Raw genomic sequence first — 25,546 nt, 5'->3', positions numbered from 1 at the left:
TAATCCGCACAAAATGGCTGCAACGGGAAAACCGATACGTGACATCGCCGCTCGAATAAATCGCTCCCAACAGAACTGAATTGCTACGCAATCAATTTGGCTCAAGGATTGGTCGGCACCTGACCGTTTCCAATCACGATGATCGGAGACGTTCCGGTCGAGCCCGTACCCTGATTTACGTTTCCGAGATTGCCCAGCGCATCGTTGAGACCTGAGAGATCCGGCGTCTGTTGCTGCCCGGACTTGACGCCAGCGCCTTGCGTCTGCGCCGTCGATAGCAGGAATGAGCCATTCAACGGGTTGCCGCCGAATGTCGGATTGGTCGGCTGGTAGACCAATTGTCCCGCCAAAGCCGGCACTGCCATGACGGCCGCCAAACCAACTGCGACCACTGTCATACGTATCATCATTACCATTCCCCTCCCCTGTTTCCGGACGCCGCTGCGCCGCTCAACGCTTGATAAGCAAACCACCGCCCGGCAACCGCGCGATCAGGACATTGACCGGCGCGGAACCGGCGGGCTGAAGAACGCTTACGCTCAACCCCGCTCCATTCAGCAATACGACATTCGATTTCAGGTTATTTCCGGCCTGAAGCACATTTATATTGCCATAGTTCCCGATAATTCCCGCAGTTGAAGTATTGCTGGCTCCGGACTGAAGATGAAAAACGCTGTTGCGCACACCTATTTCCAGCGTTTGCGCCAGATTGGCGCCGTGCGTCGCGACGGGAGCCTCGGGCAAGCCCACGACGCCGGCCGAGGCATAATTCGCGGAGTGATGATATTGCTGTTGCGGCTGCTGGGGCATCACGCCGCTGAACGGCACACTCGTCGTCACATTGGCCGGGATCTGGGCCACATATGCGGTTTCGGCCCGGCATTCCGCTGCCGTCAAAGCAATCAACGCGACAACAGCGCTGAGCGCGTGTTTTGAACCGTTCAGGCATTTCATTCTGGTAATCCGCATTGTGATGTACCTCGATCGGTTTCGATCAATTACCTCGCAGTCAGCTCTGTCTGGTCCGTCGCATCGACCATCGTCGTCGCAAGAAGGCCATCCGAACCGGGCAGCAAGGAAAAACTGCCCTGCTGGATGCTTTGGCTCGTGCCCGCGGCGCTATGCTTGACGAGAACCAGCCTGTACCTTCCGGATACCGCCGCTTCGGACCTTGCGATGGCCTTGACGACAAGAAACGGTTCCTTCCTGTCCGTCTTTATCAAGCATTCGACACCGGCCTGCGATGCGGTCGGAACGGCGCATGAGAACAACAGGGTCGACAGGAAGAAAGGCTTCAGCAGCAAGGTGAACACTGATCGCCCGCAATCTATCCCGGCGCATGGAACTGGCTCAGTCGATGGGCAGGAGGAGGCGGACATTTGTTCTCGCCTCCTCCGTCTAATCACTCAGTGCTGGACCGTAACGGCCATGTTTCGATAGCCGAACTGCGCCGTGACCGACGTGTTCGTCAGTGCACTCTTGCTGTTCTGAGAGGTAACGGCATAGTTACCCGTACCGATCTGAATGGTTCCCTGGAGGTTGGAGCCTCCGTAGGGGAACACGGTCTGCACGCCGGTCTGAGATGCGATCGCCGTATTGCGATAGCCGGCCTGCACGATCATCGAATCGTTGGAGCCCAGCGGGTTGGCGATCTGAGAGGTCAAGGCGGTGTTGCCGACACCGAACTGCGCCGTCGCCGACTTGTTCACGCCGAAGAACGAGGACTGACCCGTAACGGCGAAGTTACGCCCGCCGGCCTGGAACGTGTCCTGTGAGTTATTGCCGCCCGCTTGATCGGCAAAGGAGATGTTGCCCCAGCCAAACTGCGTTGTCGAAGAGGAATTGCCGTTGCTTCCGATCACGCCCCCTTGGGAGGTTGCGGCGAAGTTTCCCGTGCCGACCTGCAACGTCGTCTGATCGTTGTTGCCGCCGTCCTGCCCCACGATCGCCCCGTTGCCCCAACCGAACTGCATGATATTGGACGTATTGGAGCCAGGCTTGCCGTCGGTCTGGGTCGTCGAGGCGAAATTCAGGCCACCGACCTGCAGCGTATCCTGGGAGTTGTCGCCCGTGGACTGATCCGCGAAGGCGGAATTTCCGAAGCCGAACTGGCTGATCGTCGAGTTGTTCTCCGCCCCATCACGCTGCAGGGTGGAGGCAAAATTCAGCGTGCCGACCTGCAGGGTGCTCTGATCGTTGGTCTTGCCCTTCTGGTCGGCAAACGCGAAGTTGCCGGAACCAAACTGCAGGATAGCGGACGTATTGGATTTGGCCGTATCCTGGTTGGTAACCGCGAAATTGCCAAAGCCGTTCTGCAATGTCAGCGCTTGATTGTTGCCGCTATTCTGGCTGACGAAAGCGCCGTTGAAGGCGCCCACCTGGCCGATAAATGATTCATTTTCCACCGGTGTCGGTGGGCTTCCGCCATGCGGGCCACCGGGGCCGGCAAGAGTCAAAGACGTACTTGCCAGCAAAATGGAGAGAGCTGCAATCGTCCTCATATGATCCTCCCTGTTGTCCAAGACGGGGCAAGCGACCATTCGCCGCCCTCGAGCTTGTTAATAAGCCGGCAGCGGAGAGCCGAACAAGAGAACCGTTCGTATTAGGACGACAACATAGGATAGCATCAAATATAAATGCCATACCTCAAAATGGGTACCGAATGAAACATGTGCCGACATGACATATCGGGTATACTCTTCTTTGATTAGACGAGACTACGCCATCGGAAAGGCAAATAAATACAATCCAAATGTGCGGCAATTCATGATACCCTCAAGGAGGCCCAGTGAAAGGCTTGCTACATTATAATGGATTAGTTGACAGGCATGACTACGTTTGACAGTCTCGTAGCATCCGAAGCAATCGTTAAAGTTGAGATTCAGCTTGGTGGAGGGGAGCTGCCCAAGCGGCTGCTTTTCGCGACGCCGAGCTTTGCATACTGGTTGAGCGAACGCGTAAGCAAGAACGAACAATCGTCGCTGGGCGCCGTCCTCACCCCGATCGAACAACTGGATTTTCTCTTTTATACGTTCGTCTCCGGGAAGCCGCTTATTCATTGCAGACAATTCCGGGCAATCCGGGTCGAACGAAATGCAGTTTGGGAATTGAAGACCGTTGATCTGCGCATATTCGGGTGGTTTGCCATGCGCGATTGCTTTGTAGCGGTTTTCGGAGACTGGGCCGACCATGTGAAGGATCATGATCTTTACCGTGGCTATCGGCTGGAGGTGCGCCGACTGCGCCGCGAACTTGGTGTGGGTGATGCGTTGTGCGTTGAGGGAGTAAACCCGGAAGATGTCATTTCGGTTTGAGATAGGCGCGCGTGCGCGTGCGGCCAGCCGCTTCATCGCAAACGTTCGCAGCGATCTCATTGCCGCCGCCGTCGAAAGGCGATCCCAAACAGGTTTTACGCAGCAACAGCTCGCGGAGTTGGTGGGCGTCAGCCGACAGGAATTGAACCGCTATTTTTGCGGGCAGAGAGAGCTTCCGCTTCGCTCAATCGCGGATCTGGCCTGGGCTCTCGACAAGGAAATTCACGTCGAACTGCGCGATCCGGCGGGTTCAACGGAAAGCGGTTGCCTTGCTCAACCCGAGAGATCGGCCGAGATACCGGCCGATCTGAGGGTCGAGACGCGGGCAGCCGTTCATCCCATTGGCTTCAGAGAGGTCATCTCCTGGAGCTCTTCGCGTGCGATCCGCACCATCATCGCCCGCGCCACCATTGATAGAGGCGATTGAAACGCATGCGTTACGGATATTGCATCTTTTGCGATGACATTCGCACCGAAGTCGGCGAAAAGCTGAGCTTCATCGGCGTCTATAGCGGCGTGCTGATGCTGCCGGAATTTCCGATTTCACTAGCCAAGTTCTGCGTGCATGTGAATTTGGTCACCTTGGCGGCGCAGCCTTACCGCTCCATCGTGCTGCGCTGCGTCGCGCCCGGAGATCAGCAGCCGCTTCTCGAGGAACGCCTGGAGTCAGCCCAGCTCAACGAGCAGAGCGACCTGACGGATGGGTACGAAACAGGCGACGGCCCCATGCACGTCGTGGTCGGCGCCAGCCTCGTCTTTTCACCGTTGAGACTGCGCCGCCCGGGGCTGCTGACGGTCAGCGCGATAATCGACGACAAACCGGCGGAAATCGCCTCCCTGCGCATAGCCCAGCGCTGAGCAAGCCCTCAAATTCCCTCGTCAATCGACACCGGGATCATCTGGCTGGTGCCCTTCCTCGAATCTTTGTTGCGCTGGGTACTTAAGGAGATATTCGTGCCGCTTCGCGCCAATAGAGCAATTCCAGGAAAAGTGGGCAAGCGGTTTTCCGTCCGGAATGCGTAGCAAAACAATAAGATAGGGCGTCTTCGCGATTTGAAGAAAAGCGGAAATGCTCCAAGCGCGTCGCGATCTTTCAGATTCGCTTTTCGCGCTTTAGGTCTTTGACTTTACGCATGTCGTTGTCGCAAAACCGCTACACACTTTTGCGCGACATGCATTAGCTAATCAGAGCCAAATACGAGACGGCCATATTGCGCGGCCGCCCGGCCGGATCACTCGGATCCTGACGGGACGGTTTAAGCTTGGCGGATGTCTGGGGCTTCGCGATATAGTCTTTCAGCGCCCGGGCGGGCGCCGTTGCTCTTCGGCAATCGGCCGCAATTGGCCAGCGCATGCGTTTGCCGGCCAATCTTTCTCACTCCTGCCCTGCCCCGATGCCGGGACTGGTAGCTGCGAAATACATCAAGCGGGCTCACCATATTGTTCCCGCGATGGGCGATCGACCCGGCGGAGCCCTCAGCGGACAAGTTCCCGGATCTTATAGGCGACTTCCGTTCGGTTCGTCGCATTCAGCTTCTTCATGATATTGCGGATGTGAACTTTGACGGTGCTCTCGCAAAGATCCATCTCATAGGCGATGATTTTGTTCGCCTTTCCTCGCCTCAGCGCATCCGCGACCACCACTTCACGCGGCGTGAAGAGGCTGTCGAGGCAGTCATTGCGGCTGGCCACGGGGGTGATCGCCTCCTTGGCGGCAAGCAGGCTGCTTGCCGGCACGAAGACGCCGCCTGCGCGAGCAAGAGCAACGGCTTCCGCGGCAACCCGGATCCCGACACTGGTCGGGATATAGCCGCGAGCCCCGCACTCCAGCGCATGCAGGAGCTGCGCAAGCTCGTCGCCATCTGCGCCGACGATCACTGGGCTTGTCTGGAATCTCTCCACCAGGGCACAGATCTTCGCGCTGACGTCGGTGTCGGATACTTTGCGGCCGCCGATCATGAAAAGAACCGCGGACGGCAGTACTTGCATGTTGCGCATCTGCCATTCGTCGAGCGACCCCACCGTGACGATATGCATGGCGTCGTCGTATTCGCTTAGGCTCTTCGACAGGCACTCGCGATCCAGGGCTCGGGAATCGACGAGAAGAATGTAATCTTCCCATTCGTCGACGCCCGGCGTGCCGGACGCAATGAACGGCCGCAAGGTGTCGGACGTCCGAACCGAAATAAGGCGCGCGCCTGCATCGGAGGTGAATTTCTCACTTGTGAGCATTTGTCCATTCATGGCCGGCATCCCCAACTCTTAAAGTGGCCTCTGTATTTCTTGTAACTAGCTCAGTATTGACTCCATACGGACAGCAAGAACTTTGTCTAAATTGAAACTTTTCTTTCGTTCTCATATCGTCCCCCTTGTTTTAGGTTTTTCTTACTGCAGTAATTGCTTATTTTGCTTTTACGCGCATTAACATATGTTAACAATGAATTTAAATATTGACTAAAAGAATTCTTTTCAGACTTTAGTCTGAATTTGATTCGCTTTATTCTTCAAATCATAGTTGTGTCGAAATAAGATTCGTCGAAATCGACGAGATCCATGAGGCGCGGGCGGTCAAGAAAAGCAACGACACCGTTGCGAAACGACAAGAGACCGGCTTCGCGCATATCCCTCAGCACGCGATTGATATGAACCGTCGACAAGCCGACGGCATCTCCGATGTCCGACTGCGTTAGTGGACAATCAAAGCATTCTGCATTGGGGTCGTCTTGCGCGGTCCCGATCCGCGTCCCGAGCTCGAGCAGCAGGTAGCCGGTCCTCTCCAGCGCATCACGCCGTCCTATGTTGGCGAGACTTTCCGACATGCGAGCCTGGCGCCTCACCAATTCGGCGATGGCAATTCGATAGAACAATGCTGGCGTATCAATTTTGGGAATGGAGGCGAAATCCGGAAAGGCCATCACGGATACATCGGTAATGGCTTGCACGGTCTCGCGTGAAAGCACCGTCAATGACGTCGAGATCATATCGCCGCGCAGAACGAATTCAGTCACGAAGCGCGTACCGTTCGGCAGCATCTTGCTGGACGCTGCCCACCCATCCAAGAGAAAGAGAAGCCGCGGCGCATTGCTCTCGTAGTCGCAGATCACGCTACCGGCGGCAAAGGTCCGCGCTGTGCCACCCATGCTCTGGATATGCTCGATCGAAATCTGCCCTGCCATGCTGTGATCCCCTCGGTCGACAAGCATATCCCGAATACCAAAATGACGATCATAAAATATAAACTTCGCTATCTCCAAGTATTGGATATCATAAAAATCCGCTGATGTCTTTAATGCAAATCAATATTCGTCATTCTGCTAACGGATGCCGTTGCAACCTACAGACTAATGCAACTTTAATGTATCAGCAATAATACTGAACTCATCTGCGCGTTACATATATTCCAATCAAGCAGTATTTTTTCCAGCGCGCCGGCTATATTCCCGATATGGCGCATTCGTCGCTTCCGACGAGATGACGGCGCATGTTCGAGACTCCCGCTCGGGCTTCCGCAACTGTGATACGGTGCCGGAGTGCCTCTATCCCTTCCTTTTCAGCCGCTTTCAGCAGCAGGGCGACATGCACGGCCGGCGACAGTGAATCTTTTATGAAATAGGTCTCACGGCCGACAGAATTGAAGAAACCTTCGACCTTACTGTCCCAGCCTAGGCCCACATGCGGGATTTTGAGCGCATAGGCCGCGATACAGGCATGCAGCCTATGGGCCAGGATCACATCCATCGACTGAATCATTTGAATGAGATCCGCCGGAACCCGCGGACGACTGGCAATATCGAGCGCGCCGGGTTTGACGACACGATGTTTGCTGACCGAATTCCGGATGCGCTCCGCAAACAAGTGGTCTTCCCTCGCACCGTTGCAAAACAAGACGACGCGCTGACCGTCATCCAGGAGCACGCCGATCAGATCCCTGTAGGCACCGATGCTGGAAAAAGGGATATGGGAGGCATGATCCGCGCCGTGCCTGTACAGGATGACGGGATCGGTCACACAGAGACCGACAGTCAGCTGGCGCTTGGCGGATGAGGCGGGCTTTTCCGCGATCGGCGTCGCATGGGCCAATAGTCCGGGATCCCGTACGATTTTCGCGCTTGGGCCTTCGGGAAAGTGTTCCTGCCAATTGTCCTTGGCAAAGCCGTCCCGCACGGAGAGATGGACAAGCCTTGTCCGCCTCAAGCGCGCAAAGAGGTCATAGGCGGGCTCCGACCACTGCTTGCTGACACCGACGGCGTAAACCGCCAGAGGACGATCGTAGCGGGAGACGCAATCGAGCACCTCGCCGATTTTCAACGGAAAATTGAGATCATCGTCCTGAAACAAATTGCCGCCGCCGATAATGACGGCGTCCGCAAGTGCGATCTTGTCGTCCCACAGGCCGCGCAGCTTGTTCAGCCGGCGCTCCAGCACAAGACGGACGAGCCGCCGCCGGGCGAAAAAGGGGAGCCTGCGAAGCAATCCGAGCGCCAGGCGCCGGCGACCGCCACTGCTTGCGGCATAGGCCCGGCGCCCGGCAAGATCGATCGTTTCCACCTCGATCCCGTCTCCGCTTTTCATCAAGGCGGCTTCGACGCACTCCGCCAACAGTCCATCGCCGAGGTTCTCGCTATATTTGACGTTGAAGACGACAATCTTCATCTCAAACCTCCGGCGGTGCTCAAGTGTGGGCTGTAATCAGCCCTGACCTCGCGCATGCCGGCGGTGAGCGCTGAAACGGTGCCCGCGAGGATGTAAAACATCAATCCGAGATCGTAGACCGTGCCTGAGATAACCGCGGAAACGAGAACTGTCATGAAGCCGGCCTTGGCCGCGCGCACGACCGCGACGGCCTCGCGTGATGACGGATGCCCCGGTCGCGTATCGACCATCAGCACTCGGCCGACAAAGAGCGCAAAGAGCAACGTGCCGAAGATGCCGATATTGGACAAAAGGACGAGACCGAAGCTCGATGCGCGAGCACTTCCGAGGCCGGCGCCAAATCCAATCGTATCCACGAACGCCTCATAGGCCATGGCATTCCACATCAAACGCTCACGCCCGGACTGGCTGCCGGCCTTCGAGAACAGCATTTCGTCGAGAAAGATCTGCAGATTGTGCGCAAGATCCGGCATGACGATCAGAACGAAGAAGATGACGAGCGGCATGCTGGCGAGAATGGATACGATCAGAACGGGCCGGCCGGCACCTTGGTCGCGCCGGGAGGCTAGAAACGACTGCAGGCTGAGGATCGGCAGGATCATGGCGAGCCCGACAAGGGCGGTTGCCGATGTCGACAGGATCAGCGCCATAAGAAGCAAACCCGCGACGATACCGGTCGCGCCGGAGCGGATGCCAGAGAGCCATAGGCTTGTGACGATCGCAAAGAGGACGAGCGTGAAATCGGCGAATGCGGAGGCCTCGGGGAAAGTCCCGGAAATGCGTTTCAGTCCACCCTTCTCCGCATTGGTCAAGAGCGCGTAATTGGCCGTTCGCACGAAGTCGAGCAGGAAATCCGTGTGCGTGAAATGCGTGATGATATCGGCAAGCGCGAAACCGAGGTTGACGCCCGCTACAATCAAAATGCCGCTGATGAAAATTTTCGGAACGCCGTTGCCACGAAAGAAGCCGAAGGTGGCGATGAAACAGACGAGCCCGCCGGCGGCATAGACCGATTGGGTAATGTTGTTTGAAGAAAAGCGCAGCGGCACTAGCGCGATAAGGCTACGCGCCCCGATCGACCGCTCCACCGTCATTGTCTGCACCAGACCCTGGAACAGTCGCGGGAAGAAGATCGCGGTGAAGATGCCAAATGCCGTCAGGAGCAGAAGGAAGAAGCCTGGGCGCCAGGGGGCCAGGGCAGCGAGGAAAGGTGCCTCGCCATAGGCTGCGAACAATCGGACCGCGAAAAACAGCAGAAAGAGGCTTGGCACCAGCACGGATGCTCCGCCAAGGCCGGGTATGCTGAAGGCGGCAGCAGCGCCAAAGACCGTCGACAGGCTCATGATGATGAATGACAGTCGAACAGGTACGATCAGTGTCACAATACCGACAACTAATGTTAGAAGTCCCATGACATACATAGATGGCAACCTAGTGTTGTCTATTGTTGTTCCTCTTTATTGCCAAAAGGTAGCATGTGGATATGCAGCTGTATCTCCGCCAAGCCTAAGCCTTTTGGGGGAAATGCTGGCCGAAATACGTTCTATACCCCGCGGGTTGTGCCGTTCATGCTTATGCACATGGATCGTCTCTCAAAAACATGTCGCTCTCGATGCATGTACAACCGCCGCGGATTCCTTCACGCATCCGTTGCGGCTGCACTCGTTATGATCGTAGACATCGATGTTGCACGTGCTGGCGATACTGGGGATACGCTTGATATCAGCGGCATGACACTGACATTCGAAGATCCTTTCGATGATATGAGTATCTCCGCCTGGGGACCTGGCACCCGCTGGATTTCCCACACTCCCTGGAACGGTGATTTCGGAGGTGCCCGCTTCTCCAATCCGGGTAGCGATTTTCCCTTTGCAATACAGGATGGCATGCTGCGCATTACCGCCGCGCGTGATGACAAAGGTGCGTGGCGCTCCGGCCTGATTGCTTCCGTCGATCGAAATGGGGATGGCTTTTCTCAGCAATATGGCTATTTCGAAATGCGGGCGCGTCTACCCGATGGCCCCGGTATCTGGCCGGCCTTCTGGCTGATCGGCAAGGATCGCTCGAAATCGACAGCGGAGATAGACGTCATCGAGTATTACGGTGATAAGCCGGGAGCCTATTCCTCGACGGTGCATGTCTGGCACCGGGATGGACGCCACGATTCCGACTATGCCCGCATCGATGCATTCGGTTCTGCAAGTCCCGGCGATTTGCACACCTATGGCGTGAAGGTCGATTCCGATTTCATACGAATGTATTTCGATGGAAAGCTCGTTTGGAAAACCAAGGCTTTATCGGAACATCGCCAGCCGATGTACATGCTCGTCGACCTTGGTATCGTCGAAGGCATAACGAAGATGGCCGCAGCGGATCCATCCTTCATGTTTGTAGATTATGTCAGGGCCTACCAGTTCAGGTAGCTGCCTCATCATCAACGCCAACTCCAATTCATTATCAGCTCGGACTGCGTGATCGAGAGCATCCTGTGCATGGTGCATGGTGCATGGCACATGGCGACGGAGCCTGTTGCCATTGCCGCCATGCGTAATGCTTTTGGCCGAGTTGCTGCCGCCTTATCGGATGTTTCCGACGAATTGGCTACGCACTCCCAGGACTTACGACTTTCGGTGGTAAGCCCGATCATCCCAATGATCAACTGGTGCTTTTGCCCCAGCGTGAAATTCTGCGGTGGACGATCAGGCATTGCATGTCATGCCGTCGTCAGTCGCAGGGTGACCCGGAGGATGATGATGATTGACCGCGAGGCCCAAGCAGAAACAGGTGGCGCAGCAAGCCTGCACTACGATCGCAACCTATGCCTTCACGAAATGCTGCGCATGCAGGCTCGGGCGACACCGGAAGCAACCGCGCTTGCCTTTGGCGACGCCAGGCTCAGCTACCGTGATCTCGACCGTATATCCGACGCGCTTGCGTTGCATCTGGTCAGGATCGGCGTCCACAGGGCCGATATTATCGGTCTCTTCCTGCCTCGCAGCGCCAACGCCGTCATATGCAAGATAGCGATCCTGAAGGCTGGCGGCGCCTATCTCCCGCTTGATCCCGCCCTTCCCGTCGACCATCTCGATTTCGTCATCGGCGAATGCCTGCCGAAGGTCATCTTCGTCGATTCGGATTTTGGCGATAAGCTTTGCAATGTGCCGAGCATGAATGCCAAGGTCATCGAGGCAAATGCCATTATCGCCGAGATGGCAAGCCAACCGCGGGTTGCTCCGCCGGCGACGGCGATCACCGGCGCCGATCTTGCCTACATCATGTACACCTCCGGCTCGACCGGGCGTCCCAAGGGAACGATGATCTGCCATCGCAGCATCGCGCGGGTGGCTCTCGACCAGAATTATGCCGATTTTCGCCGGGACGACGTCATTCTTCACGCGGCCACCATTTCCTTCGACGCGTCGACTTTCGAAATCTGGGGCGCGCTTCTCAATGGTTGCACGCTGGCAATCATGCCCGATGGCGATTTTTCCATCTCGCGCCTGTCCGACTTCATGCGAGCGACTGATGTCAGCATCTCCTTCCTCACGACGGGGCTATTCAATCTTTTTGCCGATTATGCCCGCGCACCCCTGCCGAAGCTTCGCCATATTCTTTTCGGCGGCGATGTTGCCTCGGTCGTTCATGCCCGACGCTTTATCGAGCACCATCCCGGCTGCAGGCTCACCAATATCTACGGCCCGACCGAGACGACGGTCTTTGCCACCGCGTTCCCGGTCCTGCCTAGTTTTTCAGGCGGAGAGCTGCCGATCGGCAAGGCGATCGCGCATACAGGCGTCGCCATACTGGACGAGGAGCTGCGCGTCGTTCCGCCGGGGATCGAAGGCCAGCTGGCAATATCGGGCGATGGCCTGGCCATCGCCTATTTCAAGCGCCCGGAACTGACAGAGCAGAAATTCGTGACCATTACCACGAAGGACGGCGCGACGCGCTTCTACCTGACCGGTGACGTGGCTTGCATGAAGCCCGACGGCACCGTTACCTTCAAGGGGCGGCGCGACCGGCAGGTCAAGATCAATGGCAAGCGCATAGAGCTCGATGAGATCGAAGCCGCGCTCAGGCGTGATCCGCGCCTTGCCGACGGCATCGTCCTTTGCCACATCCAGGGCGAGAACCTGAAACGCATCGTTGCCTATCTATGCCCCAAGGAAAGCCATGTGGGCGCAGGCGCCGACCTTGTGCAAGGTGTCATGGCGACGCTGCGCATGGCGCTTCCGGCCTATATGATCCCGAGCGCCGCCGTCATCGTCGATACCCTGCCGCTCACGGCAGCCGGCAAGGTCGACCGCTCCAAACTCTTGCCGCCGCCGGTCGAAATGCAGGCGAAGCCCGTGGATACCAGGAGCGGGACGGAAGAGCTGCTGACGGCGCTGTGGCAGGATGCATTGGGCCTTGCCGGCGTCGATGTCGACCGAAACTTCTTCGACCTTGGCGGCACCTCTCTGCAACTGATGGAAATTCATGCCGGTCTCGAGGAAGGGCTCGGTCGTTCGATCGATGTGGTCGCTTTGCTGCGCTATCCGACCATCCGGGAACTGGCCCTCTACCTGGACGGACGGACGTCCGGCCCGACGCGGATCGCCGCGGCGGCCCAGCGCGCGGCTCTGCAGAAGAAGGCAATCTCTCACATCCGCAGGAGCTCCTTATGAAACGAAGTCACCCGGAGAAGGGCGATCAGCGTGATTTCGAAGAGAATGAGGATCTGAACGGGCAAATTTCCGGGCACATCGCCATCATCGGCATGTCCGGTCGTTTCCCGGGCGCCCCTTCGGTCGATGAACTCTGGAAGCTCGTGCTCGAAGGAAAGAACGCCTTTTCCCGCTTTTCGCCGGATGAAATCGAAGACGCGTTCACAGACGAAGAGCGGGCGCAGCCGAATTATGTCGCCGCAAGACCTCATCTCGACAATGCCGATATGTTCGACGCCGAATTCTTCGGCATGTTTCCACGCGAGGCTGCCGTCACCGATCCGCAGCACCGCATCTTTCTGGAAATATGCTGGGAAGCGCTCGAGGACGGGGGATACGATCCGCAGCGCTACGCCGGCCCGATCGGCGTCTTTGCCGGCTCCTCGATGCCGACCTATCTGATCAACAATGTTCTGCATGATCGCGCTAAGGCGGAAGAGTTCACATCGAACTACCAGATCGGCTCCTTCCATGAGCTTGTCGGCGCGCTCAACGATACGCTGGCAACCCGCGTCGCCTACAAGTTCAATCTGCGCGGCCCCGCCTTCACGCTGCAGTCGGCATGTTCGACCTCGCTTCTCGCCGTTTCACAGGCCTGTCAGAATCTGCTTACCTATGGCTGCGACATGGCTCTTGCCGGCGGCATCTCGGTCACCATTCCGCAAAAAAGGGGCTACATCTATCAGGACGGCGGCATGGCCTCTCCCGACGGCACCTGCCGGCCTTTCGACGCCGACGCTGCCGGAACGGTCTTTGCCAGCGGCGCCGGCGTCGTCCTTCTGAAACGCTACGAGGATGCGCTTCAGGATGGCGATCACATCTATGCGCTCATTCGCGGCTACGGCATCAACAATGACGGCAGCGACAAGATCGGCTTCACGGCACCGAGCGTGGAGGGGCAGGCAGAGGCGATCGCCACCGCAATCGCCAATGCGGGCGTCGATCCCTCGACGATCGGCTATATCGAATGCCACGGCACCGCGACGCCGCTCGGCGATCCCATCGAGTTCAATGGCCTGACGAGAGCCTTCGCCGATGGCGCGCCGGGAGCTGCCAGCTGCGCACTTGGATCGGTCAAGGGCACCATCGGCCATACGGATGCCGCAGCCGGCGTGACCGGGCTCATCAAGACGGCGCTGGCGCTTCAGAGCGCCAAAATCCCGCCGATGCCGAATTATCGTCAGCCCAATCCACGCATCAATCTCGAAGGAAGCCCCTTCTACGTTCCGACCACGGTGATCGACTGGCCGCAGGGCCAGGCGCCACGCAGAGCCGGGGTGAGCGCCTTCGGCGTCGGCGGTACGAATGTCCATGTCGTTTTAGAGGAACCTCCTCAATCATCGACTAAGTCCAAAGAGGTAGAGGGGCATTACATCCTACCCCTTTCGGCACGCAATAAACCGGCGCTTGCGCAGATACGCACCAATTTGAGTAATCATCTGGCCGACAACCCGAAGCTTTCGATCGCGCAGCTCGCCTGCACGCTGCAAACGGGACGGCGCGAGTTCGGCCATCGGTTGGCGGTTGCCGCCGGAAGTGTCGAGGAAGCGATCATCAAGCTGACGACGGACAGCTATCATTCCCTGGTTGCCGTGGATCAGCCACCGGTCGCGTTCATGTTTCCCGGCCAGGGTGCGCAATATGTCGGCATGGGCGCCGGCCTCTACAGCTCCGAGCCGGAATTCGCCCGCTGGATCGATCGCGGCTCCGAGCTTCTGAAAATGACGCTCGGGCTCGATCTGCGCGACTATATCTGCCACACCGGCTCCGTGACGCAGGCGATCGCCGATGAACAGCGCGAAACCCGCATCGCTCAACCCTGTCTCTATCTTGTCGAATATGCGCTTGCCCGATTGTGGCTCAGCCGCGGCGTCAAGCCGTATGCCATGATCGGTCATAGCGTTGGCGAGTTTGTTGCCGCTACGCTCGCCAACGTCATTTCCTTCGAAGACGGACTGCGGCTCGTGGCCAATCGCGGACGGCTGATGCAGCATCAGCCGCAGGGCGCGATGGTATCCGTTCGCGCCGACGCCACCACGACGGCTTCCTATCTGCAGGGCGATGTCGAGATCGCCGCGATCAACGCACCGAAGCTTTGCGTCATCTCCGGCCCGTTCGGCGACATCGACAAGGTGTGCACAGCGCTTGAGGCCGCCGAGATAGCCTTCAGTCGCCTGCACACATCCCACGCCTTTCATTCGGTCATGATGAAGGACGCGGCTCTTGCGCTGCGCCAGGAGACGGAAAAGGTGACCTACGGCACCGCGACGATCCCCTTCATCTCGGGTGTCACCGGCGACTGGCAAACCGCCGAGCTGATGACGTCTCCCAACTATTGGGCCATGCATTGCCGCGATGCCGTCCGCTTTGCCGATGGCCTGGTCACACTTTGCCGCGACCGCAAGCCGCTTCTTCTCGAAGTCGGGCCGGGGCGGACGCTTTCGGTGTTTGCCGCGCAGACGATCGCCCGTGACAGTCTTGCCGCCGTGGTGCAATCCCTGCCGGAACATGACCGGGCCTCCGCCGCCGCCGAAACGCTCGCGGAAGCGCATGGCAAGCTGTGGATGGCAGGCTGCCGGCTCAACTGGCCGGCTCTCCCGTCGGCCGCACGGCAGCGTCTGTCCCTGCCCACCTATCCGTTCCAACGCCAGCGCCATTGGATCGATGCGCCCCCGTCCGCGCGTCGCGCATCGAGCCGGGGCGCCCTTACCAACCCGGAGAGCGCTCCTGAAAGCGAACCCTCCGCCTCTGACGTCAACCTCACCGAGGAGAAACGAGCGATGAATGTTGCAGCATCAATTTCCATCTCCAGCCGCCTGCCGCAATTGGAAACGGCTCTTCTGACACTATTGAGCGACATGTCAGGTGAAACGCTAGGGCCCGACGAACGGGCAGTGACATTCCTGGAACTCGGCTTCGATTCGCTCTTCGTCGGTCAGTTTGCGCAACGCATCGAAAAAGACTTCAAGGTCAAAATCTCCTTCCGGGAGTTGCTGAGCGATATTCCTTCCGTCGCCGATCTGGCCGTCTACCTCGATCAGCAAATGCCGCCCGAGGCGATGAAGGCGGCTGAACCCGCGGCATCCGCCGCCGCCGTTACGGCCGTGCCCATGCCGGCCATGCCAGCACCAAGCGTGTCAGCGCCGATCATGCCTGCCGCTCCGCAAGCTGCGGCAATGCCGGCTGCGACATCAGACCTCGCCACGGTGCTGCAATCCCAGATCCAGATGGCGCAGACCCTGTTCTCTCAACAGCTGCTGATGCTGCAGGCCATGCAGGGTGGCGCCCAGGCCCCCTTAACGCCGAGCGCGATGCCCGTGGCAGCGGTTGTGCCAGCGCCGCAACCGAGCATAAGTGCGCCCCCAGCCCCCGCTGCCGCTGAAAGCGATTTCGGCACCGAACGCATCAAGCTCTATCGCCCGAATGCCAAGAGCCTGGCGCCGGAGATTACCGCGGCCAAGCAGGATTTCATCACCAGCCTCACCAAGGCCTACGAAACCAAGAACGCCAGATCGAAAAGCTTCACCCAGGGTCACCGCGGACATCTGGCCGATCCCCGTTCCGCCTCGGGCTTCCGGGCGGATTGGAAGGAGATGGTATTCCCGATCGTCTGCGACCATTCCAAGGGTGCCTATATCTGGGATGTCGACGGCAATCAGTATGTCGATCTGGTCAACGGCTTCGGGCAGACGGCTTTCGGCCATGCGCCGGATTTCGTCATCGACGCCGTCAAGGCTCAGGCCGACCGGGGATTTGCCATCGGTCCGCAGACGCCGCTTGCCGGCGACGTCGCAAAGATGATCGCCGAAGTGACCGGCCACGAGCGCGTGACCTTCTGCAATACCGGTTCGGAAGCGGTCATGGCCGCGATGCGGCTTGCGCGCGCCGTCACCGGCCGTGATCGGGTCGTGGTCTTTGCCAATGATTATCACGGCCAGTTCGACGAAGTTCTGGTCAAGGGCCGCAATCGCGCCGACAGACCGATCGCCCTGCCCATCGCTTCCGGCATCCCGATGGCCTCGGTGTCGAATATGACCGTGCTGCGCTACGGCGCTCCGGAAAGCCTCGACTTCATCCGCGCCAACGCCGCCGATATAGCGGCCGTCATCATCGAGCCGATCCAGAGCCGTCATCCCGAATTGCAGCCGCGTGAATTCGTCCTGGAACTGCGTGACATCGCCACCAAGTCCGAATTCGCCCTGGTTTTCGATGAGGTCGTCACCGGCTTCCGCGTCGATCCCGGCGGCATGCAGGCGATCTGGGGCATCAAGGGCGATATGGCAACCTATGGCAAGGTTGTCGGCGGCGGAATGCCGATCGGCGTGCTTGTCGGCAGCCCGCGCTTCATGGATGCGCTCGATGGCGGCTATTGGGATTATGGCGACAGCTCCGTGCCCATGACGGCGCCGACATTCTTTGCCGGCACCTTCGTGCGCCACCCGCTGACGCTCGCAGCCGCCGACGCCGTGCTGCACCACATCAAGGGAGAGGGATCCGCCCTCTACAGCCGTGTCGCCGAGCGAACCGAAGCACTGGTCGCGGAGATCAAGGCCGATCTCGCCAGGCGCGGCATTGCCGATGTGGTTCACGGCTACAAGAGCTGGTTCGCCACCGACTTCTCCAGCCAGGATCCGCTCGGCGCGCTGTTCTATGCCCAGATGCGGCTGAATGGCGTCCACATACAGGATGGCTATCCCTGCTTCCTGACGACAGCCCACAGCGAAGACGACTTCCGCACGATCGCGAAAGCCTTCCGCGATAGTCTCGACGTCATGCAGGGCGTCGGAATATTCACGGCAAAGGAAGGGCCATCCGTATCGGCAAAGCCGATGCAGGCATCCGTCGCAAAGCCGGACTCCGCGCCGCTGACGGAGGCGCAGACGGAAATATGGCTCGCAGCCCAGGCGGGTGACGAGGCCTCCTGCTCATTCAACGAGTCTTTTTCGCTGACGCTGGAAGGCACACTCGACGAAACAGCCATGCGGAAGGCTTTCGACACGGTCATTGCGCGTCATGACGCATTTCATATTCGCTTTGACCGCGGCGGTGAGTATTTCCGCTTCATTCCGGATTTCAAGCTCGACCTGCCGATCCTTGAAGACATCGACGACCAGGGCCTTGCCATTCTCATAGATGATGACGCTCATACGCCTTTCGACCTCATCAACGGCCCGCTGGTTCGCGCAAGCATCGTCAAGCTGGCACCCGACAAGCACGTGCTGGTCTTCACCGCTCATCACATCATCTGCGATGGCTGGTCGATCAACACCTTCGTCGAAGAGCTTACCACCGCCTACGAGGCATACAGGACGGGCAATCGTCCGGAATTCCAGCCGGCCCTCTCCTTTGCCACCTATTCAACGGATCTTTCCCCCAGGCCGGAGAAATCCCAGGCGACCGAACAGTTCTGGCTCGATCAGTTCAAGACGGTTCCGGACCTTCCCGACCTGCCGCTCGATCGGCCGCGTCCGGAATATCGCAGCTTCGCGGGCGGCAGTTGCACCGGCTATATCGATGCCGACGTCTATAAGGCGCTGAAGAAGAAGGGCGCCAAATCGGGCGCTACCTTGTTCTCGACGCTGCTCGCGACCCTCCAGGTGATGATATCGAGGTTGTCGGGCCAGGATGATATCGTCATTGCCATTCCATCGGCCGGTCAAAGCCTGCTCGACGGCCAGATCCTCGTTGGTCATTGCGTCAACCTGCTGCCGCTGCGTCAGGCGGTATCACCGGCGGAGCCGTTTGCGGATCACCTGAAGGCAACACAGCAGCTCGTCTTCCAGGCCTTCGAACATCAGGATTACACCTACGGCACGCTGGTGCGCAAACTGGATACCAAGCGCGATCCGCGCCGCCTGCCGCTCACCGAAATACAGTTCAACCTCGAACGCATGGCCGGCGGATCATCCTTCGGTGATCTCAAGCCGACGATGGAGCCGAACGCAAAGGCCTTTTCCAACTTCGACCTGTTCTTCAACATGATCGAGGCAGGCGACCACATCCGCATCGACGTCGACTACAATGCCGATGTCTTCGACCGTTCAACCGTGGAACGATGGATCGGTCACTTCTCGATACTCGCAGCCACCTTGGCCAAGGACATGGATCACAAGGTCGGTGAACTGTCGCTGCTGTCGGCGGAGGAGAAATCCTGGCTGGTCGACGATCTCAATCGGACGGCTGTGCCTTACGACCACGATCAGTTCGTCTTCTCGCTCTTTTCCAAACGGGCAGCCGAACAGCCACACGCCGTCGCTGCGCAACATGACGGCCAGACACTCACCTATGGCGAGCTGGAAACCCGCTCGAACCAGCTTGCTCTCTACCTGCAGATGGCGCTTCCCGATCCCGGCCAGCGGATTGCCATATTGGTCGAGCGTTCGCTGAACATGATCGTCGCCCTGCTCGCGGTCATGAAAGCAGGACATATCTATGTCCCGATGGATCCCGCTCACCCGGAACCGCGCCTGCTGCAAACGCTGGATATCGCCCGCATCGGCGGCCTGATTTGCGACAGCGACGACATGGCCCGGCTTGCGTCCAAGGATATTCCCGTCATCCGGCTCGACCAGGATGCCAAGGCGATCGGCTCGATGACCGGCCATGCACTGAAGACCCTGCCCGTCGATACCACAGCATCCGCCTATATCATCTTCACCTCCGGCTCGACCGGCATGCCGAAGGGGGTCGAGGTTTCGCATCGAGCCCTGACAAACTTCCTGCTCTCCATGGCGAGGGAACCCGGCTTCGGCGCGGATGACACGCTTGTCGCAGTCACGACCATCTCGTTCGACATAGCCGGTCTGGAACTCTACCTGCCGCTGATCTCGGGCGGAAAAGTCGTCATTGCCAGCCGCAGCCAGGTCCAGGACGGCTTTGCGCTGGTGAAGCTTATCGACGAGCATGAGGCCACGGTGCTGCAGGCCACGCCAACGCTTTGGCAGATGCTGGTCGAGGCCGGACTGAAGGAGCGGCGGACGCTGAAAATGCTCTGCGGCGGCGAACCCCTACCCAAGGAGCTGGCACGCTCGCTGCTCGGCATCGGCGGCGAACTCTGGAACATGTACGGCCCGACGGAAACGACGATCTGGTCGTCGCTGCAACGCATCACGGATGCCGATCAGCCGATCACCATCGGTCATCCCATCGCCAATACCCAGCTCTTCATTCTCGACCAGAGCGAGAATATCGCGCCGGTCGGCGTCGTCGGCGAGCTGCATATCGGTGGCGACGGCTTGGCGGAAGGTTATTTCGATCGCCTCGATCTCACCGAGAAGGCCTTCGTCCCGCATTGCTTCGCCATCGGCAGGCCGATGCGGCTTTACAAGACCGGTGATGTCGGGCGGCGGCTGGCCGATGGTTCGCTGCAATTGCTCGGTCGGCGTGACCAGCAGGTCAAGCTGCGCGGCTTCCGTATCGAACTCGGCGACATAGAGGCAGTCATCTCCAAGGCAGAGGGTGTGCGCCAATGTGCCACCGTCGTCGCCGAAAACGCCAAGGGCGATCGCTCGCTGGTTTGCTATATCGTGCCTGAAACTAGCGGCAACGACGCATTGACGGCCGATATCGCGATGCACGCCAAGGCCCATCTGCCCGGACATATGGTTCCGAGCTTCTGGGTGATGGAAAGCGAGCTGCCGCACACCGCCAACGGCAAGCTCGACCGCAAGACCCTGCAGCAGCGCGGCGTGCCGCAGCGGGGAGCCGCTCCGGCCAAGGTCCAGCCAAAAACCGAGATGGAACAGCGGCTGCTGGCGATCTGGCAGGATGTTCTTAGCCTTAGCGATATCGGCATCGATGACAATCTCTACGCGCTCGGCGCGGATTCGCTTGCCATCTTCCGCATCGCCGCCCGCATGCGCGACGACGGCTTGCTGCTGGAAGCAAAGCATCTGCTGCGTCATCCGACGATTGCCGCATTGGCTGCCTTCGCCGACAGCCAGGCGGAGGCGCCGTCCGATCCCGTTCAGCTTCACGTTCCATCACTGCGAGATTTTCGCAACGGCGCACGCCGTGGCCTGGGGGCATCTCTATGAGTACAGTCGACAATAGTCCAAGCGGTTCGGTTACCGAACCGCAGATCATCGGCGAATTTCCCTGTACGCAGACGCAGCTGCGCTGCTGGATTCTCGATCAGCTCAATCCCGGCAATCCGGCGCTCAATGTCGCGGTCCGGTGGGAAATCCGGGGTTCGTTCAAGGTCGCGACCCTCGAAGCGGCCTTTCGAAAAATCATCCAGCGTCATGAAATACTGAGAACCCGCTTCATCGAAAAAGGCGGTCAGCCATTCCAGCAGGCCGTCAGCGACGTCAATTTCAAGATGTCGGTGATCGATCTGCGCGGCATGCCGCCGGAGCAGCGCCAGGCAAGAATCCTGTCGATCGGCGAGGAGACTGCGCAAGCGCCCTTCGATCTGAGCATTCCGGGCCTCTTTCGTGTTACCCTGCTGATGGCCGAAAACGAGCGCGGCTTTCTGCTGATCACCGCGCATCAAAGCTGCTTCGATGGCTGGTCCATCCGCGTCCTTGGGCGCGAGGTCGGCGAGATCGCCGCAGCGATCGATGCGGGACGCGCCCCGGTCCTGCCGGAGCTGCCGCTGCAATATGGCGACTATGCCCTTTGGCAGCAGGAATACCTGCAGAGCTACGGCTTCGAGACGGAGAAGGCCTTCTGGCGGGAGACGATGCAGGGCGCTCCCTATTTCGAAGTCGCCTCCGACCGGCCGCGCGGTCAGGTCAAGACCAATCGCGGCGATATCCTTTCCATCGCCCAACCGCCCGCCTTCACCGATCGCATGGATGCGGCGGCGCGCGCGCATTGCGTTTCGCAATACAGCTTCGGGGCCGCGGTTCTGAGCGCGGCCCTCCATCGCCTGACACAGGCCCCCACAGTCCTGTTCGGCTCGCAGATTGCCGGTCGCGAACAAAGCGATCTGGAAGACCTGATCGGCGTCTTCATCAACAATCTGGTTCTGCGTTTCGATTTCGGCTCCGATGCCAGCTTTGCCGAGCATATCCGTTCCGTCAGCGCGACCATCGAAGGCGCACTGAACCATCAGCGCATGCCGTTCAACAAGCTGGTGGAACTCGTCAATCCGGTGCGCGATCCGGCGCGCAATCCGCTGATCTCCGTCAACTTCAACCTGCAGAAAGCGTTTCTCGAGGATCGGCGCTATGGCGGTTTCGAGCTGATCAGCTCGCCCTCGCAATCTCCCGGCGTCATCTACGATCTGAGCTTCATCATGATCGGCCGACCGACGGGCTGGCGCATGTCGATCGAATACAATGCCGATCTTTTCGAAGCCGGCACGATCGAAAGCCTCCTGCAACTATGGAGGAACGCTTATGAAATTGCTCTCGACCACCCTGAGGCGCCGCTTTCTTCGCTCGCTGCGCCGGAACGACACGTGGCAGCTTCCGCCGAGGCTGCGCCGATGGATGGCGCCGTCACAAGCAAATCGCTGGCGGATACGCGAATGGAAACGCTTGCTGAGCTTTGGAAAGAAGTCCTACAGGTTCCGCAAATACGTCCGGATGATGATTTCTTCGCACTCGGCGGCCACTCGCTCCTCGCGTTACGGCTCCTATCGGAAATACGCGCAAGATTCGAAGCAACACCGACATTGCAGCTTCTATTCAAGCAGCCGACGTTTGCAGGCTTTGCAGCGGCGATCTTCCATGTCGATGCGGCGCCGGCAACACAGGAAAAATCGGTAAACCCATGGGAACTGATCACCTGCAAGCATGGCGCGGGGACTGGCACGGTTTATACGCTCAACCATCCTTTCCTGTATTATCGCCTCGCCAACGAGCTGCCGGACAGCGTCTCGGTGCATAATGTCAACATGTTCCATGCGGATCTGGCAAATGGCCTGGATCGCCTGAGCATCGAGGACATTGCCAGCCGCGCCATAGACGCCATGCAGATCGACAAGGCCGTGGGCCGCGTGGCCATCGTCGGGCTCTGCGTCAATGGAATCCTGGCGCTGGAGGTCGGACGACAATTGCAGGAACGAGGCATCGATGTCGGCACCACGGCAATCATCGACGCATGGGCTCCGGGCTTTTTCGTATCCCTGCCGAAACGGGAGCAGGCACGCTGGAACCGCGAACGGCGGCGCAAGCGGCTTGCCTATTTCACCCGAAAACTGCTGTCGGGCCGAATCCGGCTGATCGATTATCTCAAGGAGTTCGAAGTCTCACTGTCGCTTTTGAGGATATTCGGCGTCAAGGCTGGCCAGTATTCGCCTGAAGAGGAAGCGAACGAGGCCGTGACCAAGTTGCTCGTGGCGGCAGCACGCCACTACAAGCCGCCGCAGACGAAGGATCCCAGCATCGTGCTGCTGCGAAGCAGCGCGACCAATCCTCGGGCACGCAAATTGCGGTTCGGATGGGGCGATGCGATCGGGGACGACTGCCCGGTGGTCGATATCGATGGCTGGCACGAGGATTCGCTCACCAGCAACGGCATCCGCGACCTGGCGTCGACACTCTCCGGAAAACTCGCCGGCAGCTAGAGCCGCCTAATGGTCTGTAAGGAGCCGAGCCATAAAAGGAAGCAGCGATGAACGAGACCAAGCCATTGAGGATCGGCATCCTTGTCGCGCGCGGACGTGCGCTCGAGAATTGGGAGCTGATGATCCTGGATCGAATCCTTGCGGAACCCTCTCTGGAGCTCGCGGCGGTCTTCCCCCATCCCAATCCGTTCGAGGACGGCACGACGTCGAAGCTGTTATCCTGGAGCGCACGACTGGAGGCCGGCACCCTTGCGCGACAGCCGGCCTACGCGCCAAAATATTTCCATAGCCACCGCCATTTTATCGACTGCTACGATGCCGACGGTGACAAGAGGTGCGCCGCCGACACCATCACCGCGGCGATGCTGCACCGTCTGAAGCTTGACCTTGTCATCCGCACGACCCCGAAAGGTATGGCGGACGATGCGATCGCCGCCTTGCCGTTCGGAGAATGGGCTTTCAATTTCTCCGACCAGCGATCTGCCGAAGCAGATTGGTTCGGATATGCCGAGGTTCTGGCACATGCTCCGACCGCGGAAATCGCTCTTTATGCAAGATGCGGCGACAAGGCCGACAAGCGGGAGATTGCAAGGGCGGCCTTCAACATCAAGCCCAGCGCGGCGAGATTGAGCGCCTTCGTGCGGGAGCGAGGCGTGACGCTTCTGATGCGCGAGCTGGCACGGCTCGCGGACACCGGGCAGTTCGATCCTCCAGCCTTCCTCGAGACGACTGATACGCATGCGCCATCGCACGGCGACCTTCTTCGTTACGGTTGCATCGTCGCGGGCTCCGTCTCGGCCAAGGCATACAAATCGATCAAGGCGAAGCTCCATGTCGATTCCGCCGTATGGACCCTCTATACGGGGCACGGGCAGATCGATGACTTCGATCCGAGCGAGGCGGTCGAGATCCCTCCTTCCGACAACAGCATCAAGGCCGATCCGTTTCTCTTCCAGCACGAGGGCAAATGCTACCTGTTCTACGAGGCCTATGCCCGCGGCGACCGCAAGGCGCATATCGCAGTCGGCCGCTTTGACGGCGACGCGCTCACGCAGGTCGGGGTCGCGCTGGAACGCCCCTACCATCTTTCCTATCCGTTCATATTCCGCGACGGCGATCAGATCTTCATGATACCGGAAACGCATCAGGCGCGGCGCCTGGAGATCTGGCGATGCAGCCAGTTTCCGTTGAAATGGGAGCTGCATGCCACGGCCTTCGAAGGTCAATCACCGGCCGACAGCATTCTCATCCGTCACGGCGGCAAATGGTGGCTATTCACCAACCTGTCGGATTTTCATGCTTACGAAGATCATTGCAGCGAGCTTTATCTGTTCGAGGTCGATGGGCCGGCGCTCACGGGCATCAAGCCGCACAAGCGAAATCCCGTCGTCATCGGCAGTACGGAGGCGCGCGGCGCCGGACGCATCTTCGAACATGACGGCAGGCTTCTGCGGCCCTCACAGCACAATGCGCACGGCATCTATGGTTACGGGCTCAACATCATGGAGATCGAGACGCTTACGCTTGATGACTATCGCGAGCGCCGCATCCGCACCATAACGCCCGGCTTCAAGGCAGGGCTGCACGGCTGCCACCATTTCGATGCGACCGATGGCCGCTACATTCTCGATGCCAGGCTGACCATCTGACCTGCGCCCTCATTGCGATAGCGCAAGCGAAGCCGGCGCCCTCCGGTCGAGGCGACAATCGCGCCGGCGAAGTTGATCGGCGTCGCAAGCTCCAGAACGACCCAGTTTTCCGGTGCGTCGGGCTCCCCTTCCAGTCGCTCCAATCGCGGTTCGGCAGACCTGTCGAGGGTGACGTCGAAACTATCCAGCGGTAAAGACAGACCGGCGCCATGGGCCTTGATGAAGGCCTCCTTGCGCGTCCAGCAGCGATAGAAGCCATCCAGGTAGCACTCCGCCGGCAGAGATCGAAGCGTCTCGTACTCCCTGCGCGAGAAGAACCGTTTTGCGACGTCCTCCTTCAAAAAACGGATTTCCTCGATGTCGATACCGAGCTCGTAGCGATCGGACACGGCAAGAACGGCCAGATCGGCGCTGTGACTGAGATTGAAGTGAATCGGGAGGGTGCCGCGAGTTGAAACGGAAGGCTTTCCATGATCGCCATAGTCGAAGCGGATCGCTTGCGGCGGAAGGCCGAGGTAGCGCCCCAGTATCAGCCGCATCCCGCTTTTGGCCGCAACAAAGCGAAGCCTGTGCTGGTCATGAATGAAGCGATCTGCCCTGGCGCGTTCGTCGAGGGACAGCAACGTCGTGGACACGCCGAGATCGGTCGGCGGCGCGTCCAGCCTCCAGCTCCAGACATCGATGACGTCAGGGCCGATACTCTCCATG

General features: G+C 59.1%; 17 protein-coding genes. 8 read left to right on the top strand and 9 right to left on the bottom strand.

All coding sequences use genetic code 11. From position 1 onward, the window contains the following. Positions 1-101: 101 nt before the first annotated feature. From ACPYOP_RS05760 to ACPYOP_RS05745, 4 genes are all read right to left on the bottom strand, one after another. Complete coding sequence (locus tag ACPYOP_RS05760; RefSeq protein ID WP_481409434.1) at positions 102-407, bottom strand: curli assembly protein CsgF; 306 nt, start codon at positions 405-407, stop codon at positions 102-104. Positions 408-450: 43 nt separating this feature from the next. Next, the gene (locus ACPYOP_RS05755) at positions 451-954 is read right to left on the bottom strand and encodes a hypothetical protein (RefSeq protein WP_481409433.1); all 504 of its coding nucleotides are present in this window, start codon (positions 952-954) and stop codon (positions 451-453) included. Positions 955-998: 44 nt separating this feature from the next. Next, the gene (csgH, locus tag ACPYOP_RS05750) at positions 999-1,313 is read right to left on the bottom strand and encodes a curli-like amyloid fiber formation chaperone CsgH (RefSeq protein ID WP_481409432.1); all 315 of its coding nucleotides are present in this window, start codon (positions 1,311-1,313) and stop codon (positions 999-1,001) included. Between the two features lie 93 nt (positions 1,314-1,406). Continuing rightward, positions 1,407-2,501 carry a hypothetical protein gene (locus tag ACPYOP_RS05745; protein WP_481409431.1) on the bottom strand — a complete coding sequence of 365 codons (1,095 nt, stop codon included), beginning with the start codon at positions 2,499-2,501 and terminating at the stop codon, positions 1,407-1,409. A gap of 327 nt (positions 2,502-2,828) precedes the next feature. Between ACPYOP_RS05745 and ACPYOP_RS05740 the strand changes: the two genes are divergently transcribed. From ACPYOP_RS05740 to ACPYOP_RS05730, 3 genes are read left to right on the top strand one after another with little or no spacing between them, the layout of a single operon-like run. After that, complete coding sequence (locus ACPYOP_RS05740) at positions 2,829-3,314, top strand: hypothetical protein (protein WP_481409430.1); 486 nt, start codon at positions 2,829-2,831, stop codon at positions 3,312-3,314. Beyond that, positions 3,298-3,741: a helix-turn-helix domain-containing protein gene (locus ACPYOP_RS05735; protein WP_481409429.1), complete on the top strand. Its 444-nt coding sequence runs from the start codon at positions 3,298-3,300 to the stop codon at positions 3,739-3,741. Before ACPYOP_RS05740 ends, ACPYOP_RS05735 begins: the two co-directional genes overlap by 17 nt. 5 nt (positions 3,742-3,746) lie before the next feature. Further along, a complete protein-coding gene (locus ACPYOP_RS05730; protein ID WP_481409428.1) occupies positions 3,747-4,172 on the top strand; it encodes a DUF6941 family protein in 426 nt (141 codons plus the stop codon). A 618-nt stretch (positions 4,173-4,790) separates the two neighbouring features. On the opposite strand, the gene ACPYOP_RS05725 is transcribed toward ACPYOP_RS05730, so the two are convergent. From ACPYOP_RS05725 to ACPYOP_RS05710, 4 genes are all read right to left on the bottom strand, one after another. Continuing rightward, entirely contained in the window at positions 4,791-5,558 is a 768-nt protein-coding gene (locus ACPYOP_RS05725; protein WP_481409427.1) for a response regulator transcription factor, read from the bottom strand. Positions 5,559-5,818: 260 nt separating this feature from the next. Continuing rightward, positions 5,819-6,568 carry a Crp/Fnr family transcriptional regulator gene (locus ACPYOP_RS05720; RefSeq protein WP_481409426.1) on the bottom strand — a complete coding sequence of 250 codons (750 nt, stop codon included), beginning with the start codon at positions 6,566-6,568 and terminating at the stop codon, positions 5,819-5,821. Between the two features lie 178 nt (positions 6,569-6,746). Beyond that, entirely contained in the window at positions 6,747-7,967 is a 1,221-nt protein-coding gene (locus tag ACPYOP_RS05715; protein WP_481409425.1) for a polysaccharide pyruvyl transferase family protein, read from the bottom strand. Next, on the bottom strand, positions 7,964-9,349 hold the full coding sequence (locus ACPYOP_RS05710; RefSeq protein ID WP_481409424.1) for a hypothetical protein: 1,386 nt from the start codon (positions 9,347-9,349) through the stop codon (positions 7,964-7,966). Before ACPYOP_RS05710 ends, ACPYOP_RS05715 begins: the two co-directional genes overlap by 4 nt. 93 nt (positions 9,350-9,442) lie before the next feature. Here ACPYOP_RS05710 and ACPYOP_RS05705 point away from each other — a divergent pair, with 93 nt between their 5' ends. From ACPYOP_RS05705 to ACPYOP_RS05685, 5 genes are all read left to right on the top strand, one after another. Then, positions 9,443-10,390, top strand: a complete 948-nt coding sequence (locus ACPYOP_RS05705; RefSeq protein WP_481409423.1) for a glycoside hydrolase family 16 protein — start codon at positions 9,443-9,445, stop codon at positions 10,388-10,390. A 330-nt stretch (positions 10,391-10,720) separates the two neighbouring features. Then, positions 10,721-12,634 carry a non-ribosomal peptide synthetase gene (locus ACPYOP_RS05700; protein ID WP_481409422.1) on the top strand — a complete coding sequence of 638 codons (1,914 nt, stop codon included), beginning with the start codon at positions 10,721-10,723 and terminating at the stop codon, positions 12,632-12,634. Continuing rightward, positions 12,631-20,709 carry an amino acid adenylation domain-containing protein gene (locus ACPYOP_RS05695; RefSeq protein WP_481409421.1) on the top strand — a complete coding sequence of 2,693 codons (8,079 nt, stop codon included), beginning with the start codon at positions 12,631-12,633 and terminating at the stop codon, positions 20,707-20,709. The genes ACPYOP_RS05700 and ACPYOP_RS05695 overlap by 4 nt, the downstream gene beginning before the upstream one ends. Further along, entirely contained in the window at positions 20,706-23,189 is a 2,484-nt protein-coding gene (locus ACPYOP_RS05690; protein WP_481409420.1) for a condensation domain-containing protein, read from the top strand. The genes ACPYOP_RS05695 and ACPYOP_RS05690 overlap by 4 nt, the downstream gene beginning before the upstream one ends. A gap of 47 nt (positions 23,190-23,236) precedes the next feature. Continuing rightward, positions 23,237-24,838: a glucosamine inositolphosphorylceramide transferase family protein gene (locus ACPYOP_RS05685; protein ID WP_481409419.1), complete on the top strand. Its 1,602-nt coding sequence runs from the start codon at positions 23,237-23,239 to the stop codon at positions 24,836-24,838. On the opposite strand, the gene ACPYOP_RS05680 is transcribed toward ACPYOP_RS05685, so the two are convergent. Further along, a complete protein-coding gene (locus ACPYOP_RS05680) occupies positions 24,808-25,545 on the bottom strand; it encodes a 4'-phosphopantetheinyl transferase family protein (RefSeq protein ID WP_481409418.1) in 738 nt (245 codons plus the stop codon). The genes ACPYOP_RS05685 and ACPYOP_RS05680 overlap by 31 nt on opposite strands. Position 25,546 lies beyond the last annotated feature (1 nt).

This window comes from Rhizobium sp. KNZ2-6A, from assembly GCF_056755475.1.
This window is presented reverse-complemented; position numbering and strand designations above follow the sequence as displayed.

Excerpts from the sequence above, each read along its gene's own strand:
- ACPYOP_RS05760 (WP_481409434.1), bottom strand. The coding sequence starts at position 407 with ATGATACGTATGACAGTGGTCGCAGTTGGTTTGGCGGCCGTCATGGCA.
- ACPYOP_RS05755 (WP_481409433.1), bottom strand. The coding sequence starts at position 954 with ATGAAATGCCTGAACGGTTCAAAACACGCGCTCAGCGCTGTTGTCGCG.
- ACPYOP_RS05745 (WP_481409431.1), bottom strand. The coding sequence starts at position 2,501 with ATGAGGACGATTGCAGCTCTCTCCATTTTGCTGGCAAGTACGTCTTTG.
- ACPYOP_RS05740 (WP_481409430.1), top strand. The coding sequence starts at position 2,829 with ATGACTACGTTTGACAGTCTCGTAGCATCCGAAGCAATCGTTAAAGTT.
- ACPYOP_RS05735 (WP_481409429.1), top strand. The coding sequence starts at position 3,298 with ATGTCATTTCGGTTTGAGATAGGCGCGCGTGCGCGTGCGGCCAGCCGC.
- ACPYOP_RS05730 (WP_481409428.1), top strand. The coding sequence starts at position 3,747 with ATGCGTTACGGATATTGCATCTTTTGCGATGACATTCGCACCGAAGTC.
- ACPYOP_RS05725 (WP_481409427.1), bottom strand. The coding sequence starts at position 5,558 with ATGAATGGACAAATGCTCACAAGTGAGAAATTCACCTCCGATGCAGGC.
- ACPYOP_RS05715 (WP_481409425.1), bottom strand. The coding sequence starts at position 7,967 with ATGAAGATTGTCGTCTTCAACGTCAAATATAGCGAGAACCTCGGCGAT.
- ACPYOP_RS05705 (WP_481409423.1), top strand. The coding sequence starts at position 9,443 with ATGTGGATATGCAGCTGTATCTCCGCCAAGCCTAAGCCTTTTGGGGGA.
- ACPYOP_RS05700 (WP_481409422.1), top strand. The coding sequence starts at position 10,721 with ATGATTGACCGCGAGGCCCAAGCAGAAACAGGTGGCGCAGCAAGCCTG.
- ACPYOP_RS05695 (WP_481409421.1), top strand. The coding sequence starts at position 12,631 with ATGAAACGAAGTCACCCGGAGAAGGGCGATCAGCGTGATTTCGAAGAG.
- ACPYOP_RS05690 (WP_481409420.1), top strand. The coding sequence starts at position 20,706 with ATGAGTACAGTCGACAATAGTCCAAGCGGTTCGGTTACCGAACCGCAG.
- ACPYOP_RS05685 (WP_481409419.1), top strand. The coding sequence starts at position 23,237 with ATGAACGAGACCAAGCCATTGAGGATCGGCATCCTTGTCGCGCGCGGA.
- ACPYOP_RS05680 (WP_481409418.1), bottom strand. The coding sequence starts at position 25,545 with ATGGAGAGTATCGGCCCTGACGTCATCGATGTCTGGAGCTGGAGGCTG.